At 35.6% G+C, this 14,801-nt stretch carries 27 protein-coding genes; all 27 read left to right on the top strand.

Annotated features, from left to right (window positions below; translation table 11 throughout):
- Positions 1-117 precede the first annotated feature (117 nt).
- The 27 genes from HMPREF2802_RS06280 to HMPREF2802_RS06150 all read left to right on the top strand — a co-directional run bounded on the left by HMPREF2802_RS06280 (position 118) and on the right by HMPREF2802_RS06150 (position 14,768).
- The gene (locus tag HMPREF2802_RS06280) at positions 118-342 is read left to right on the top strand and encodes a DUF2483 family protein (RefSeq protein ID WP_070503143.1); all 225 of its coding nucleotides are present in this window, start codon (positions 118-120) and stop codon (positions 340-342) included.
- Positions 335-1,006 carry an ERF family protein gene (locus HMPREF2802_RS06275; RefSeq protein WP_070503142.1) on the top strand — a complete coding sequence of 224 codons (672 nt, stop codon included), beginning with the start codon at positions 335-337 and terminating at the stop codon, positions 1,004-1,006. Before HMPREF2802_RS06280 ends, HMPREF2802_RS06275 begins: the two co-directional genes overlap by 8 nt.
- Positions 1,006-1,428: a single-stranded DNA-binding protein gene (locus HMPREF2802_RS06270; protein WP_070503141.1), complete on the top strand. Its 423-nt coding sequence runs from the start codon at positions 1,006-1,008 to the stop codon at positions 1,426-1,428. The genes HMPREF2802_RS06275 and HMPREF2802_RS06270 overlap by 1 nt, the downstream gene beginning before the upstream one ends.
- A gap of 10 nt (positions 1,429-1,438) precedes the next feature.
- Positions 1,439-2,101, top strand: coding sequence for a putative HNHc nuclease (locus HMPREF2802_RS06265; protein WP_070503140.1), 663 nt, complete (start codon positions 1,439-1,441; stop codon positions 2,099-2,101).
- Positions 2,102-2,106: 5 nt separating this feature from the next.
- Complete coding sequence (locus HMPREF2802_RS12325) at positions 2,107-2,865, top strand: replication protein (protein ID WP_256277929.1); 759 nt, start codon at positions 2,107-2,109, stop codon at positions 2,863-2,865.
- 4 nt (positions 2,866-2,869) lie between these two features.
- Positions 2,870-3,226 (top strand): hypothetical protein, encoded by a 357-nt coding sequence (locus HMPREF2802_RS06255; protein WP_070503139.1) that lies wholly within the window; start codon positions 2,870-2,872, stop codon positions 3,224-3,226.
- The gene (locus HMPREF2802_RS06250) at positions 3,219-4,469 is read left to right on the top strand and encodes a DnaB helicase C-terminal domain-containing protein (RefSeq protein WP_070503138.1); all 1,251 of its coding nucleotides are present in this window, start codon (positions 3,219-3,221) and stop codon (positions 4,467-4,469) included. The genes HMPREF2802_RS06255 and HMPREF2802_RS06250 overlap by 8 nt, the downstream gene beginning before the upstream one ends.
- Positions 4,466-4,675 (top strand): hypothetical protein, encoded by a 210-nt coding sequence (locus HMPREF2802_RS12130; protein WP_070503137.1) that lies wholly within the window; start codon positions 4,466-4,468, stop codon positions 4,673-4,675. The genes HMPREF2802_RS06250 and HMPREF2802_RS12130 overlap by 4 nt, the downstream gene beginning before the upstream one ends.
- The gene (locus HMPREF2802_RS06240; RefSeq protein WP_070503136.1) at positions 4,659-4,889 is read left to right on the top strand and encodes a DUF3269 family protein; all 231 of its coding nucleotides are present in this window, start codon (positions 4,659-4,661) and stop codon (positions 4,887-4,889) included. The genes HMPREF2802_RS12130 and HMPREF2802_RS06240 overlap by 17 nt, the downstream gene beginning before the upstream one ends.
- A gap of 8 nt (positions 4,890-4,897) precedes the next feature.
- The gene (locus tag HMPREF2802_RS06235; protein WP_070503135.1) at positions 4,898-5,296 is read left to right on the top strand and encodes a RusA family crossover junction endodeoxyribonuclease; all 399 of its coding nucleotides are present in this window, start codon (positions 4,898-4,900) and stop codon (positions 5,294-5,296) included.
- Positions 5,297-5,300: 4 nt separating this feature from the next.
- Positions 5,301-5,516, top strand: a complete 216-nt coding sequence (locus HMPREF2802_RS06230) for a hypothetical protein (RefSeq protein ID WP_070503134.1) — start codon at positions 5,301-5,303, stop codon at positions 5,514-5,516.
- Positions 5,517-5,526: 10 nt separating this feature from the next.
- Positions 5,527-5,958: an SA1788 family PVL leukocidin-associated protein gene (locus HMPREF2802_RS06225; RefSeq protein WP_070503133.1), complete on the top strand. Its 432-nt coding sequence runs from the start codon at positions 5,527-5,529 to the stop codon at positions 5,956-5,958.
- A complete protein-coding gene (locus tag HMPREF2802_RS06220; protein WP_176744775.1) occupies positions 5,945-6,199 on the top strand; it encodes a DUF3310 domain-containing protein in 255 nt (84 codons plus the stop codon). The genes HMPREF2802_RS06225 and HMPREF2802_RS06220 overlap by 14 nt, the downstream gene beginning before the upstream one ends.
- Positions 6,192-6,680, top strand: coding sequence for a nucleoside 2-deoxyribosyltransferase (locus tag HMPREF2802_RS06215; protein WP_070503132.1), 489 nt, complete (start codon positions 6,192-6,194; stop codon positions 6,678-6,680). The genes HMPREF2802_RS06220 and HMPREF2802_RS06215 overlap by 8 nt, the downstream gene beginning before the upstream one ends.
- Complete coding sequence (locus HMPREF2802_RS12470) at positions 6,674-6,880, top strand: SAV1978 family virulence-associated passenger protein (protein ID WP_070503131.1); 207 nt, start codon at positions 6,674-6,676, stop codon at positions 6,878-6,880. The genes HMPREF2802_RS06215 and HMPREF2802_RS12470 overlap by 7 nt, the downstream gene beginning before the upstream one ends.
- Positions 6,881-6,936: 56 nt before the next feature.
- Positions 6,937-7,332, top strand: coding sequence for a YopX family protein (locus tag HMPREF2802_RS06205; RefSeq protein WP_070503130.1), 396 nt, complete (start codon positions 6,937-6,939; stop codon positions 7,330-7,332).
- A gap of 1 nt (position 7,333) precedes the next feature.
- Positions 7,334-7,879 carry an NUMOD4 domain-containing protein gene (locus tag HMPREF2802_RS06200; RefSeq protein WP_070503129.1) on the top strand — a complete coding sequence of 182 codons (546 nt, stop codon included), beginning with the start codon at positions 7,334-7,336 and terminating at the stop codon, positions 7,877-7,879.
- Positions 7,880-8,407, top strand: coding sequence for a dUTP diphosphatase (locus HMPREF2802_RS06195; protein WP_070503128.1), 528 nt, complete (start codon positions 7,880-7,882; stop codon positions 8,405-8,407).
- A 50-nt stretch (positions 8,408-8,457) separates the two neighbouring features.
- Positions 8,458-8,655 (top strand): hypothetical protein, encoded by a 198-nt coding sequence (locus HMPREF2802_RS06190; protein ID WP_070503127.1) that lies wholly within the window; start codon positions 8,458-8,460, stop codon positions 8,653-8,655.
- Positions 8,656-8,660: 5 nt separating this feature from the next.
- A complete protein-coding gene (rinB, locus tag HMPREF2802_RS06185; RefSeq protein WP_070503126.1) occupies positions 8,661-8,840 on the top strand; it encodes a transcriptional activator RinB in 180 nt (59 codons plus the stop codon).
- 242 nt (positions 8,841-9,082) lie between these two features.
- A complete protein-coding gene (locus HMPREF2802_RS06180) occupies positions 9,083-9,499 on the top strand; it encodes a DUF722 domain-containing protein (RefSeq protein ID WP_070503125.1) in 417 nt (138 codons plus the stop codon).
- Between the two features lie 558 nt (positions 9,500-10,057).
- On the top strand, positions 10,058-10,411 hold the full coding sequence (locus HMPREF2802_RS06175) for an HNH endonuclease (RefSeq protein WP_070503124.1): 354 nt from the start codon (positions 10,058-10,060) through the stop codon (positions 10,409-10,411).
- A gap of 140 nt (positions 10,412-10,551) precedes the next feature.
- Entirely contained in the window at positions 10,552-11,037 is a 486-nt protein-coding gene (locus HMPREF2802_RS06170) for a phage terminase small subunit P27 family (protein ID WP_070503123.1), read from the top strand.
- Positions 11,030-12,784, top strand: a complete 1,755-nt coding sequence (locus tag HMPREF2802_RS06165) for a terminase large subunit (RefSeq protein ID WP_070503122.1) — start codon at positions 11,030-11,032, stop codon at positions 12,782-12,784. The genes HMPREF2802_RS06170 and HMPREF2802_RS06165 overlap by 8 nt, the downstream gene beginning before the upstream one ends.
- 13 nt (positions 12,785-12,797) lie before the next feature.
- Positions 12,798-12,989, top strand: coding sequence for a hypothetical protein (locus tag HMPREF2802_RS06160; protein ID WP_070503121.1), 192 nt, complete (start codon positions 12,798-12,800; stop codon positions 12,987-12,989).
- Positions 12,989-14,224, top strand: coding sequence for a phage portal protein (locus tag HMPREF2802_RS06155; RefSeq protein WP_070503120.1), 1,236 nt, complete (start codon positions 12,989-12,991; stop codon positions 14,222-14,224). Before HMPREF2802_RS06160 ends, HMPREF2802_RS06155 begins: the two co-directional genes overlap by 1 nt.
- Positions 14,214-14,768, top strand: coding sequence for an HK97 family phage prohead protease (locus tag HMPREF2802_RS06150; protein WP_070503119.1), 555 nt, complete (start codon positions 14,214-14,216; stop codon positions 14,766-14,768). The genes HMPREF2802_RS06155 and HMPREF2802_RS06150 overlap by 11 nt, the downstream gene beginning before the upstream one ends.
- Positions 14,769-14,801: the final 33 nt, after the last annotated feature.

Raw genomic sequence — 14,801 nt, 5'->3', positions numbered from 1 at the left:
GGAAGACTTGGATTGAAGAAATAAAAAAGACTGAATGCTAACGGCAATTAGCAAACAGTCAAACATTTAATAAATATACCGAATTTATTATACCCCAATTTAACGGAGGTAATCAACTTGAAAGAGACGATAACGTATTTAATTAAACGAAAAGACACAGAGTTATTTGTAACAAATAAACCGACCGACAGAAACGGCGATATAAGTTATTCAACAAACTTTAGCCGTGCGAGAGAGTTTAATGGCATAGAAGGCGCAAGTATAGACATGACAGACCACGTAGCAATCAAACACACGCACATAGAAAAAGATGTATACGAGGAGGTCAATATTGATGACTGAAGAATTGAATCTATATCAAAAGATTGCAGATGTTAAATCGAATATAGACGGTTTTACGAAAGATACAAAAGGCTTTAACTACACTTACGTAAGCGGTTCGCAGATTTTACACAGAATTAGACAGAAAATGATTGAACACAATTTGTTGTTAGTGCCTCATTTAGAAAACGAAGAATATGAACAAGTTGAATTAACTCGCTATAACCATAAAGCGAAAAAAGAAGTGACTAGTACAGAGTTTGTAGTAAAAACAAACCTAACTTATACGTGGATTAACGCAGACAATCCACAGGAAAAATTAGAAATTCCTTTTTATGCAATTGGTCAGCAACAAGATCCATCACAAGCATTTGGCACTGCGCTCACATATTCCGAACGATATTTCTTAATGAAATTCTTTAATATCCCAACAGATGAAGACGATGCAGATGCTAAACAGAAACAAGAACAATATTCAAAAGCTGATAACAAACAAATCAAGTTACTAAACGAAGAGATAAACAACTTTTTAGATTTAATGTCATCACTTAATAAAAAAGTAACTGAAGCACAAGTAAGAGAACAGTTCAAGATACCTGATGATAATAAGATTTCTCAATCTCAAGCAGTAGGTTATATCAAACAACTTCAAAATACTGCTAAAAAGTACAAGGAGGAAAAATGATGAATTCAATTAGCTTAATAGGGAACTTAGTCAACAATCCACAAACGTACGGTGAAAATAACAATGTAGTCAAATTTATGGTGGCGGTGCAACGTCCATTCAAAGACAAGCAAACAGGTGAGTATGAAAGTGATTTTGTACCTTGTATCGCTTTCAGTAAAACGGCAGAAATCATCAGCAACAACTTCAATAAAGGTAACAAAATTGGAATCACTGGTCGTTGGCAATCAGGCAAATTTGAAAAAGACGGTCAAACAATATATACGAATGACTGCGTTGTAGAAAATGTGACATTTGTAGAATCTAAATCTAAACAACAAAACAATCAATCTAACCAATCGTTTAATGCTAAACAACCAGTTTCACAAGATGATAATCCTTTCGAAAATACCGATATTAGCGAATCTGAATTACCGTTTTGAGTTGATATAGATGGCAATTATAACTAATTACGTTCAGCAAGATGATGGTACTACAACAGTAGTTGTCAAAGGTGTCGACTTATCTGATAAAGATTTTCTACTGTTAGATAACGATTTAGAAGTAGAGTGCGAAGTTGATATTACTGATCCATATCAAATAACAGACAAACAACGTCGTAAGATATTCGCAATGCTGCGTGATATTTACGACTACTTCGCACAACCGATTGAATACTTGCGTTACATGTTTCAAAAACAATTGGAACTGCTTAATGGTTACGAGCCTATCTCGTTAAGTAATTGCACAAGAAGACAAGCAAGCCAATTAATTGAGTTAATACTCGACTTCGTATTTGAACATGACATCCCCATGAGAAAGCACACAAGCGCTCTCATGAGCAACGACAAGTATTTCTTATACAAATGTACTGTGAATAGAGTTTGCGTTATATGTGGCGCACAGAACGCCGAGTTAGCACACCGCCATACAGTTGGTACAGGGCGCAACAGAAACAAGATTAATCATAAAGATAACCAAGTTCTAGCACTATGTCATTCACATCATTTAGAGCAACATCAAATAGGTATAAATACATTTAATGAAAAATATCACTTAACAAATAATTGGGTGGAAGTTGATGACAGGTTGAACAAATTGCTGAAAGGAGGATAAGAAAATTGAGCAAACTATTAATCGATGATTATCCGATTCAAGTATTACCGAAGCTAGCCGAAGAAATAGGATTAAATGAAGCTATCATACTACAACAAATGCACTATTGGTTGAATGCAAGCAAAAATCAATTTGATGGCAAGAAATGGATATACAATTCTTATCATTCATGGCATAAACAATTTAAATTTTGGAGTGAACGTACTATCAAAAGGATTATCTATAGTTTAGAAAAACAAGAATTAATCCTAACTGGTAACTATAACAAATACGCGTTTGATAGAACTAAATGGTACACAATTAACTACCAAAAACTAAATAACATAGTGACACAACCATTAGGACAAAATGTCACAACACAAAATGACAATTTGTCACGATTAGATGATGACAATATGACACAACCAATACCAGAGACTAACACAGAGATTACTTCAGAGACTACTAATAATAGCGCAACTAAAGTTACGCAAGAGCAATTCAACCAATGGTGGAATTTATATGATAAGAAACTAGATAAGAAAAAAGCATTTAGTTTATTTAAGTCAGCATTAAAGAAACACGACTTTGAAACAATTATGAATGGTACTAAAGATTACCTTAAAACAATTACAGATAAACAGTATCAAAAATATCCTAAGACATTCTTATCACAAGAAAGCTATATGAACGATTACAGTAAAGAGATGCCTAAAACAACAAAAGAAAGTAACAAAAATACTGAAGGAAGTTATTTTGAACGAGTTAAAAATGGGGAGGCGTAATTAAATGGGAATGACTAAAAAAGAAGCTACGACAATTATGAGTTTACTTGAAACTGCCTTCGTTATGAACTTTCCTGAAGACGATTTAAAAGCAAAGTTGTGGATTGAACAACTTACTAAGTACGGTGAATACGAAGGCACTTTATTAAAGGCTAAACAACACATTAGTCGTAGTAAGTTTAAGCCGACAATATCTGAGATATTAAAAATTCAACCTAAAAAGGCAGAATCCGTAACTGTCCCTGAGAAAGAAACGCATGTATACAAGATGAAACATGATAGTGAATACGCATCTCAATACCGAAAATTAAAAGAACGATGGGAACAACTCAAAAGAGAGTGGGCTGAAGAAGATGAATAACATTGATGTTTTATCCACTGAAGAATCGATTGTTTCTAACCTGCTCCAAACTCCAGATTTACTAGGTAAATTAAAAGTCAAGCCAGAGATGTTTGAGAACGAAGGGATTAAGAAGTTTATCACCTATGTTATTGAACAAGGCAAAGTTGATGTAAACCAAATCTATTTCAAAAGTCGAAAAGACAAATCATTTATACCAACTCAAAGACTTAGTCAACTCTATGATTCAAAACAAGCAGATAAGACGTTTTTCATGTCTGATCAAATGAACATCTTACAGAACTATGTACTAAAAAAAGCATTAGCAGACGCAAAAGATTATCAATCTAGTCCAACGCCACAGAATTTTAAATTACTAACAGAACAACTCAACGAATTAAATGAGCTATCTATCCAAAAAGACAATCCGACCGATAACTTTTTGACGGAAGTGATGGACAATATCTTATCTGATAAGCGCAAGACGTTTATCAAAACAGGAATTAATTCTATTGATAGCAAAATCATAGGGTTTGAAAGTGGTCAACTGAATGTCTTAGGTGCAAGGCCCAGCTTAGGTAAGACATCACTTGCACTAACGATGATGTGGCATATTGCGCGAACAGGAATTCCTACGACCTTTTTCAGTTTGGAAACAGACGGGAGTAATATTGTTGAGCGTCTTGTAGCGATGATGACAAATACCCCTCTTCATAAGATTAAGCGAGGGGATGGGCTGAAGCCAGAGGAAGTTGATAAAGTCATGCAAGCGATTGATGTAATTAAAAAACACAATCACTTACGCATTGAAGACCAAGCTCAGTTAACACCTAGCGATATACGAGAAATAGCGATGCAATCCAATGGCAAGCCTAATGTAATATTTATCGATTATCTAACCTTGATGTCATCAGACACACCACAGAAAGATAGACGACTAGAAGTTGAAAAGATTAGCCGTGATTTAAAAGTCATCGCTAAAGAGACTAGGAGCACCATTATAGCTCTCTCTCAACTAAGTCGAGGGGTAGAGTCGAGACAAGATAAACGACCGCTTATGAGCGATCTGAGAGAAGCTGGAGGCATTGAGCAAGACGCTAACATGATCTTCTTTTTATACCGTGAAGATTATTACGATAAAGATCTAGTGGATAACGACACAGGCAAATCTGATATAGAGTTTATCATAGCTAAAAATAAAGACGGAGAAACAGGCACGGTTGACTTAGAATTTTACAAGAAGACACAGAGGTTTTACGGATGAAAATAAATGAATTACAAGAGACGTTAAGACGCATGTATAAAGAGTACGAGCGAGAGCCGCTCATTCAAATGCGTATCATCGATTGGGGCAAAACAATCAATCGATTACTAGATGAGAAACGACTCAACATTTTTGATGGTTTTGAAGAGAACAAAGATTTTATCTTTAACGAAATGGAGGCATTTAAACATGCAAGAAGAGAATGACCAATACTATCTGTTCACTTCAGAGAGCGAACGAGTGTTTAGAGTAACTGAATTAGGTGACGGTGATTTTTACGTAGAAAATTTGGCAGGACAACGCTATTGGAACGTTGATAGCAAAATGATGGCACCAAACGCACTAAATAAATTCAAAACAAATCACAACTTATATCTTGAAGAAGAACTAAATAGTCAAGCGACTATCTTTGATATGTAGGTGTTGGCATGGAAACGATTGAAATTAAACTTGATAAGCCTGTAGCGTCACCACGTCCGAGATTCAGACGCATGGGCAAGTATGTACAAACTTATATGCCTAAAAGTTATGAACAACACAAGAAAGACATTCAGTGGCAATTACCAATGCTCATGATAGATAAAAATATACGACTTGAATTGGAATTTTACTTTCCATTACTCAAATCGTGGTCAAAAAAGAAACGTAGCAAAATGATAGGGCGATACAAAGGTAAAAAGCCCGACATAGATAATTTGATGAAAACGATATTAGATGCTGCGAATAAGCATTTGTGGCAAGACGATGGACAAATTGTAGAGATAAAGAGCTTTAAACGATTCTCAGATAATCCACGCATCGTATTAAAACTAGAAGTTATGGAGTGATGATATGAATTGGAAAGAAACGAATGTAAAAGTTCAAATGAATATCAAAGCAGAACTGACAGTTCCTGTTATAACAAAGTCTACTTATGACTATGATGAAGAAGTAAATGAAGAGGTTGAACGTATTTTTTATAAGTTTGTCGAACGACCAACACTTATGGAATACGAAGACCTGGAGTTTTTGGATATAGATAATGTCGAAATTAAAGATATTGATTAGGAGTGAGAACATGGGAAAAACAATTAATTTGCCAAAGAAAAAGGACAATAAAGGTCGCTTGTGCTATCTAACAACAGATGGCTCAAAGCCTTATTACATTCCTGTGGATGTCTATAAAGACGCGATCAATACAGGAATGACGCATAAAGAGATTAAGGATGAATTCAAGCAAGGTATTCGCAATCTTAAACGTGTTGTTAAGTATAAACAAAATCCAGAGCAATACGAGAAAGAACACAAAGAAGAGCAAAAAGTAGAGCGTAAACGAAAGGTAATGCAAGAAAGAGAAGTGAAATTGAAACGGCTAGCAAGAATCACTAAAAGACGCAACGTGTCTGCTCAAGAAATGGCGACTTATCACAAAGTTAAAGATGACTATTGGTTTGAGAATACTTGGAATCAAATGTTTGGAAAGTGGGGTCAGCGCTATGCAAACAAATGATATGCAACAACGTAAACGTAAACAGATGAACGATGTCCCTTGTCATTATCAAGGCACTGATGGCATTGATGTTATTGAATTCTGTCGCCAACAGTTTACTCACGATGAATTGGTAGGCGCTTTAAAATTCAACATTATCAAATATACTACTCGTTTAGGGCGTAAAGAAAATGATTTAGAAGACTTGAATAAGATTGGCGTTTATCAACGTCGATTAAGTGAGGTGCTGGCAGATGAGTAAGCAAGTATATCTTGGAGGAGATATGTTGTCTATTGGACAACAAATGCGTCGTGAGTTCGAAAAGAAAGAACTTGAGCGTTTAGGCTTTAGAGTCTATGCGCCTCAAGATGACAAGGATATTAATGATAAACAGAATGCGGATCAAACAGGATTAGCAGAACGTATCGTTTATAACGACACAGCAGGTATTTACAAGAGCGATATACTCATCTTTGACTATTTGCCCCATGCACAAGGGACGATAGCAGAAATGGGCTATGTACATGGGTTATTGCAATATGTAGATAACGATAAATATGACGTCTACGTACAGTGTACTGATGTTAGACAAGGTACTGGTCATGTATCAAAAGAGCAAAATCGTTCGGAGTTCTCAATAAATCAGTACGTTTACGGTGTGATATTGGATATTACAAATGGACGTGGTATACAAACGTTTAATGAGATTTGCCAAGACTTAATTAAAAACGAGGAATGGTAATAATGATAGATTACTTTAAAAATAAACACTACCTCTTAAATAATGATGGCAAAAGAGTAGCACATGTTCACATTGTCGATGGTTTGTATAAAGTATGTGGACATTATCGGACGATGTATCACGGATTAAAGTTTCGATTTAATAAGACAGAGTTTGAACAGTTTTGTTTAGATAGAAATTTAAATGCAGAAGAGAGATAGATAAGTTAAAAAGTTGAGCACAGGACTACCAAATCAATAAATAAGGAGTGTTTGAGATGATGCCTAAATTTAGAGCGTGGGATAAAGACCGAGAATATATGGAATATACAGATAAGAAATTGATAGTGAGTTTTGGCGAGAATGGAAATGTAAGTGTTACAGACCTTTCTAATATTTATTCGGCTTGTGAACATATGCAAAATTTTGAACTCATGCAATCAACTGGTTTGAAAGACATAAATGGTATCGAGATTTATGAAGGGGATATTGTACACGTCAATTATAAATTAAGTATTGTTAAGTACGCAAAAGGTTCTTTTTATATAGAGTTTATAGATTTTCCTAAAATTATCATGTTGTCAGATTTTTATTTTAAATCTTATACAAATGATTTAATTTTAAAAGTTCAAGGCAACATATACGAAAACCCAGAGTTATTGGAGGACGAGTAGGATGGAAGAAAATTGGATGTATATTAAAAAATTTAATAAAGAATACATGATATCTGATAAAGGTAACGTGTGGAGTAATAAAAGTGATAAAATGCTAAAACAATCAGACAATGGTTACGGATATTTAAGAGTTGGTTTGACGAAGAACGGTAAGACTAAGCGATATTTAGTCCATAGATTAGTAGCTGAAACATTTTTAAACAAAAATTCAAAAGACCAATGTGTTAATCATATAGACGAAAACCGCAAAAATAATTGTTTGTCTAATTTAGAGTGGTGTACTTACAAACATAATGCAAATCATGGCACCAAGAATATAAGAATGGTAAAAAGTAGAGAAACTTCTCCAAAGTGGTTAAGAGAACAAACTATTCCAATAGTGGGCATAAATATAAAAACCGGAGAATGTAACTATTATAAATCAATGATGGAAGCTGAAAGAAATGGTTTTAGCAGTGGGCATATAAGTGAATGTATCCGAGGTATTAATAAATCACATAAAGGTTGTAAATGGTTTAAACAATCTGAATATAAAGGAGTTTCATAAATGAAAAATACATTAGAAATCAAATTATTATCAGAGAATGCAACTATGCCGAAGAGAGATAGATTAGATGCTGGGTACGATATCTATTCAGCAGAAACAGTAATACTTGAGCCACAGGAGAAAGTAGTAATTAAAACTGATGTAGCTGTAAACATACCAGAGGGTTACGTTGGACTATTAACTTCAAGAAGTGGTGTGAGTAGCAAAACGCATTTAGTAATTGAAACTGGGAAGATAGATGCAGGTTATCAAGGAAATCTAGGGATTAACATTAAAAATGATATGGAAGATGACGGTATAACATCACTATATGAAGATTTAGATGATGAATTAGTAAGCGTCTTAGATATAAAAGGTAATTGTATAAACGAAGGAGAAGGTGCTAGAAAGGTATATAAAATCAACAAAGGCGACAAACTCGCACAACTCGTTATCGTACCTATTTGGACACCAGAGTTAAAAGAGGTAGAGGAGTTTAGCAATGAGTCGGAAAGAGGAGAGCAAGGGTTTGGATCAACAGGATACTAAAGAAATAGTAGCAGAGATTAAAAGAATATTAGGTAAGGAGTGAATGGTAAATGGGTGATTTACTAATAATTATAGTTTGCTTTATTTTATTGGCTATATTAGTTGGGATGATTGTTAAGACTTATTTAGAAAACACAAAACAAGAACGTGAGTATAAAAAGATTGCAAAGAAAACTCGGAATAAGCGAAAAGAGTTTGAAGAACGTAAAAGAAAACAATTTGAAAATAATAAGCTGGATAAGGAGTGAATAAGTTGATTAAACGCATATTAAAGATTTGGTTTACTATCGCGGTGTATGAGTTAGGTAAGCATCTCACTTCTCTACTCATCGCTATTTTAGAAAGTGAAGATGATATCGAAGCACCTAAAGACTTTGCATTAGAAACGGACCAATATGATTTGAATAGGATTAAAGCAGAAGTGAGTGATTAGTGCTGGCTGAAATAACATTTCCAATAAGTACAATTATATTAAAACTTGGAGGAGTTGTGGATAAAAATGTGGATAATGTTAACTATCATCATGTCACTCATTGCATTGTATGCTTTGATATCTAATATACTTATGCGTAAAGAGTTAGACGAGTGCCACTATATATTTAGTTGTCTGATTAAAGATAAAGATATACAACGAATCATTGAACGTTATAACAATAAGTAGTTGGGAGGACTTACATGATTGTGATTGAGCGTTACGACATACGTAAACTAGAAGACTACATTCAGAACATTACACAGTACAAAAAGCAATTACGCTTTAGAGAATATGAATTACTTGAGAGTCATGAGATAGATAATCCAGAAGGTGGCAAGTCAAACTTACCTGGTAATCCTGTAGAGCGTGAAGTGATTAAGAAGACTAAGGATAAAAAATACAACAACTTAGCTAACATTGTTAATGGTGTAGATAGGTTGATGGATGAGTTAAATGAAGATGACATGGAAATGATTCGGTTGCGTTATTGGGATTGCCCTATTGATTGTAATCAGTGGGATCAAATTGCAGACCGTTTCTATGTAAGTAAGACAACGATATTAAGACGACGTAACGCAATGCTTACTAAGCTTGCTAACTATATCGGCTATGTCTAGGAACGGACTTTGACCCTATGTAAGTCCACCCCATACAGATTTATTATGGTAGTATAGGCTTTTGCCTATAAGGGATTGATAGCACGTGTGTTAAAGGCACACGCTATTAATCCATGGCATACTTGATAGTCCCCTCATTGTAAGCCATATCAATTGATGGCTAGTATTTAAGGTACACACTTATGAACCTAGCCAAAGGGTTAAGCTTACGATCGATAAGTTAACGTCTCTGAATGTGACAACGTTATCGTTTCGTATTGAGTGATTCATTCTATGATTTCCTTTCTGTATTAATGACAACTTCTATTTCAAATTGTTTATTCGATTTGATTTAGAAGTTGTTTGTCATTTGAAAAAAGATTATCAAGTAAAGAATTGTTTAGAAGAATTGATTGAGAGAATTCAAATGATAAAAGTAAATAAAGTTTTATGATTGATTTGCAAATGCGAAAAGACAAAATGATTTTCTATTTTAGAATTTCGTTTTGTCTTTTTGTTTTTATCTTTTTAATTTTATTGTTTGAATTGTTTTCGATTTGAAAGAAGTTGAAACTGAAAATGAAATTCGAAACTAAAGTAAGATTAGGAAACAGAAAGTATAAGCAAAGCGAGTTGGAAGAGTATAGGAAAGCCAATACTAAAAGGTATAACTCACAGGTTCGACGTAATAGAGAGAACCAAGCTTATACAGCCTTTTATAACTCAACTGTATGGCGTAAGACAAGAGAACAAGTGTTAATACGTGATAATTACCTTTGTCAGAGATGTCTAGAACAAGGCGTGATTACAAGTGATAGTTTGATTGTCCATCATAAGGTTGAGCTGAAACGGGATTGGTCTAAAAGACTGGATATGGATAATTTAGAGGCAGTCTGTTATCGGTGTCACAATAAAATTCACGGTCAAAAATAATTTTTCGATTTTTGATTTTGACGGGGCGAGAAAAACCGCGTGGGTGTTGAGAGAGCGCCGAAAACGAGCCGGCCTTTTTTGTGACCAAATTCTAGAAATGAAAACATTCACAAAGTCATATATCGTTAGGAGGTGCTGATATGGCAGGTAGAAAGCCTAAATTAAACGCTGCTAAAACAGGAAATCACAATAAAGAAGTATTAGAGCAAGCTGAGTATAAAGAAAACGGCTTACAAAAGTTTGAAAAGATTAATGTCGATTCTATACCCGAAGGATTAACCGAAAATGCTGCTAAAGAATGGTTGAGAGTTGTTCCATTACTCGAACAATTGCCTATAGCTGAATTAGATTACACGCTTATCAAGAAATATTGTGAAGTAGTAGACCAAAACGATACTTTATATCGTGCAATTAGTTCAAAAGATGGTATTGAAGGTATGGTCGACCCTGAAACTAATCGTAAAACAGGTGCCTTCATGGCGTATATGGAATCATTGAAAGAGTTAAGGTCCATCTGTGGTCAATTAGGAATGACGATTGATTCACGTATGCGATTGGTCGTACCGACCGAAAGTGAAGTCAAGAAATCTGTGTACGATGAATTCGGGGTTGACGATGATGACTAGCGTAAAAATACCTGATATGTATGAACAACTGCTTGATATACCAGAAAAATATAAAGATGATGCTTATAAATACTGCGTCATGGTTTTATCTGGCACATACGTCGCTTGTGAGGACACTGTGAACGCCTGTATACGCCATTTAAAAGACATTCAAAGGATAACATCAGATGATACATTCCCGTACGTCTATAAGCCTAAGAGAGCCAATAAAGTAATTAAGTTTATCGAGATATTACCCGACACCAAAGGGAAAGTGCATAAGCTAGGACTATTCCAAAAGTTCATTATCTCTATGGTACGTGGTTGGTTTAATGAAAATGACTACTTACGCTTTAGAAAAGCTTACATCTCTATGGCACGTAAACAGGGTAAATCGCTCATGGTCGCAGGTTTAGTCCTATACGCCTTTCTATTCGATAACGAGCCTACAGAAGGGCGTCAGATGTATTGTGCGGCCAATGATAAGAAACAAGCGAGCATCGTGTTTAACATGGTCTCTAAACAGTTGCAATCATTTACAACACGCGTACCCGAAGTTAAGAAAGATGTGAAGAAAGTACGTGAGCAAATCAATAACTTAAAAGACGGTTCTTACATCATGCCACTATCCCGTGATACTGGCGGCGTCGATGGTTTCGAACCATTCATGGCAGTTATCGATGAGTATCATGCAGCGAAGACAGATGAGATGTTGGAGCTTATCGAATCTGGGCAAGGGAACTTACTACAATCACTTATCTTCATCATCTCAACGGCAGGCTTTAACTTAAATGCACCCATGTATGTCGATGAGTTGCCGTACGCTCGTAAAATCTTACATGAAGAGTATAGAGACGACGAGTATCTAGCGATTATCTTTGAACAAGATTCAGAAGAGGAATGGCAAGATAAAAAGATGTGGGCGAAGTCTAATCCGTTAATAAACGAGTCGGATGACTTACGTGAACAGATTGAATCATTCCTTGAAAAGCGTGTTAAGGAAGGTTCAGAGAAAAGTTCGATGTTTAAAATCTTAGTTAAGAACTTTAACTACTGGATGCAAGCATCAGAAGAATCTTACCTCGACTTTAATGACTGGAAAAAGAACGAAACAGAGTTTGACATTGACGGTACTAAAGTTTATATCGGTCTTGACTTATCCAGAGCCGATGACTTAACTGCAGTGTCTTTCATCCACTTAGATGAAGAGAGCCAACAATACTATGTAGACAGTCATTCGTTCGTTGGTACTAAAGGCGGTTTACAAGCGAAGATAGAGCGCGACTATATCGATTATCGGCAACTTGCTAATGACGGCTTTTGCACGATTACAGACTTATCAAGCGGTATTATTAACACAGATCAAGTGCTTGATTACATTGATGACTATGTTCAAAGCCACAATTTAGAAGTACAAGCAATCTGTTACGACCCTTATGCTATACATGGTGTTCTAGCAGAAATAGAACGTAGGGAATGGCACTTATATTATGACTTAATTGAAATAAGACAAGGACCGCAAACACTATCTAATCCAAACATGAGCTTTAGACTTAACGTAATCAATGGCGATATTAAACACGCTTACAATCCATTGCTAGATATAGCAATTAAGAATGCGGTCGCTAAAGATACAAACGACTCAATCATGATAGAAAAACGAATGAATCGTGAGAAGATAGATCCATTAATGAGTACAATTTTTGCTTATGTAGAAGCGTGTGAACACGAATGGAATGCAGATGTTAACATGCCACTGTTTATTTAAGGAGGTGTATAAAGTGAACAAAATACTATACGCCTTGTTGCTCGCTATCGTATTTATATTAGGGATTGCGAGTATTTTTTATGGCTTATTTATCTTTTGGAAACCGATAGCCTTTATTTTTATCGGTGTTGTATTAGTTGGTATTGCTTATTTACTTAATCAACTCTATACCGATGACTCTTCGGCGGAAAGGAGGGATAAATAATGCCATTACTTGATTTAGGCTTTAACACAAAAGAACAACGGATGAACCGTGACCTGGAACGTATCTTATATTGGCAAGAACACGGGATGCACGCAAGTTTTACAGGTATTAACGCTTTACGTAACAGTGACGTATTTACTGCAACACGTATCATCTCTGCCGATATTGCAAGTACACGTTTAAAAGTTAAAGGTCATGAATCGAACGTTGTTATGGATGATATTCTTAAATTGTTTAATGATAATCCAGACGGTCAGTTGCCTGGTTGGCACTTTAAGTTCATTATCATCGCTAATATGCTTTTGAACGGTCAGTCGTTTGTTGAAATTGTACGTGATAAAAATGGTTTCCCTACAAGTTTCTACTTCCTACATAATGATTTGGTAGGATTGGAAGAAGTGAACGGGGAAGTGATGTATAACGTCTCAGAAGACGCTCACGGCAACACAGAGCGTAAAACGGGCGACGATATACTACACTTCAGATACATCACGTTAGACGGATATACGGGCTACAGTCCGTTGTATGCGCTCATGCACGAGATTGGTATATCGCAAGGAAGTAAATCGTTCTTACGTAATTTCTTTGATAATGGTGGAACATCGACATCGGTACTCAAGTATAAAAAAGGTCAGATTAACGCTGAACAGTTGAAAGAGCTTAAAAAGAACTTCTCTGAAAGCCAGTTAGCGAATAACGGTGGTTTAGTTGCTTTAGATGACACGATGGAATTTTCAAGACTGCAAATTCCGACTGAAGTATTGAACTTCTTAAATAGTTACAAATTCAGTACGTCTCAAGTTGCTAAAGCGTTTGGCTTACCTGTTTCTAAACTCGGAATTGAAACGGTCAATACATCAATCACACAAGCCAATTTAGAGTATCTACAAAGTACATTAGATCCTATCTTTAAGATGATGATTGCCGAACTTGAGACGAAGATATTCAAAACAATTGGCAGTGATTATGAATTAGAGTTTGATTCATCACGTTTAATTGATATTGACCCTGAATTGCAACTCAATCGTATATCTGAATTGCACAGTAAAGGGATTATCTCAACAGATGAAGCACGTAGCACATTTGGTTATCAACCGATTGATAACGGTGATGAACCACTTGTCGACCTTAACCGTGCGCCATTGTCTGCACTTAAAGATTATCAACAAGCTAAAATTAACAAACAAAACAGAGATATAGACACCCTTAAAGGGGGTGATGAGAATGACGAATAGCAACGTTGACACTGGACAACAAGACATGGTCATTGAGGGATATGCCATACTATTTAACTCAATGAGTGATGATTTAGGTGGTTTCAAAGAGGTTGTATCGCCTGATGCGCTAGATGGTGTGGATGTGAGTGACGTGAAATGTTTAATTAATCACGACTTCAACTATGTTATCGGTCGTACCCAGGCAGAGACGTTAGAACTTAATGTAGATGAAAAAGGGCTTTACTTTAAGTGTCACTTGCCTAATACAAGCTATGCGCGTGACATCTACGAGAATATTAAAGCAGGTAACGTCAATCAATGTAGTTTCTTCTACACCTTACCTAACGAAGAATCGGCACGAACGTGGTCGAATGAAGACGGCGAATACGTGCAAACCATACATCAAATTGACCAACTCATTGAAGTGAGTGTAGTAACTATCCCTGCTTACAAAGACACATCAGTTGAAGTTGGTCAACGTGCCAAATCTTTAGAGCGATTTAAAGATTTGGAAAGTCTGAAAATCTCATTACAGTTAGACAGCCTTCGTTTAGATACGTAAGGCTATTTTTTATACCTAATTTTAAAAAGGAGT

The organism is Staphylococcus sp. HMSC071G07, assembly GCF_001811435.1.
GTDB classification, from domain to species: domain Bacteria; phylum Bacillota; class Bacilli; order Staphylococcales; family Staphylococcaceae; genus Staphylococcus; species Staphylococcus pettenkoferi.
The sequence above is the reverse complement of the archived record's forward strand: the minus strand, read 5'-3'. Positions and strand labels throughout refer to the sequence as shown.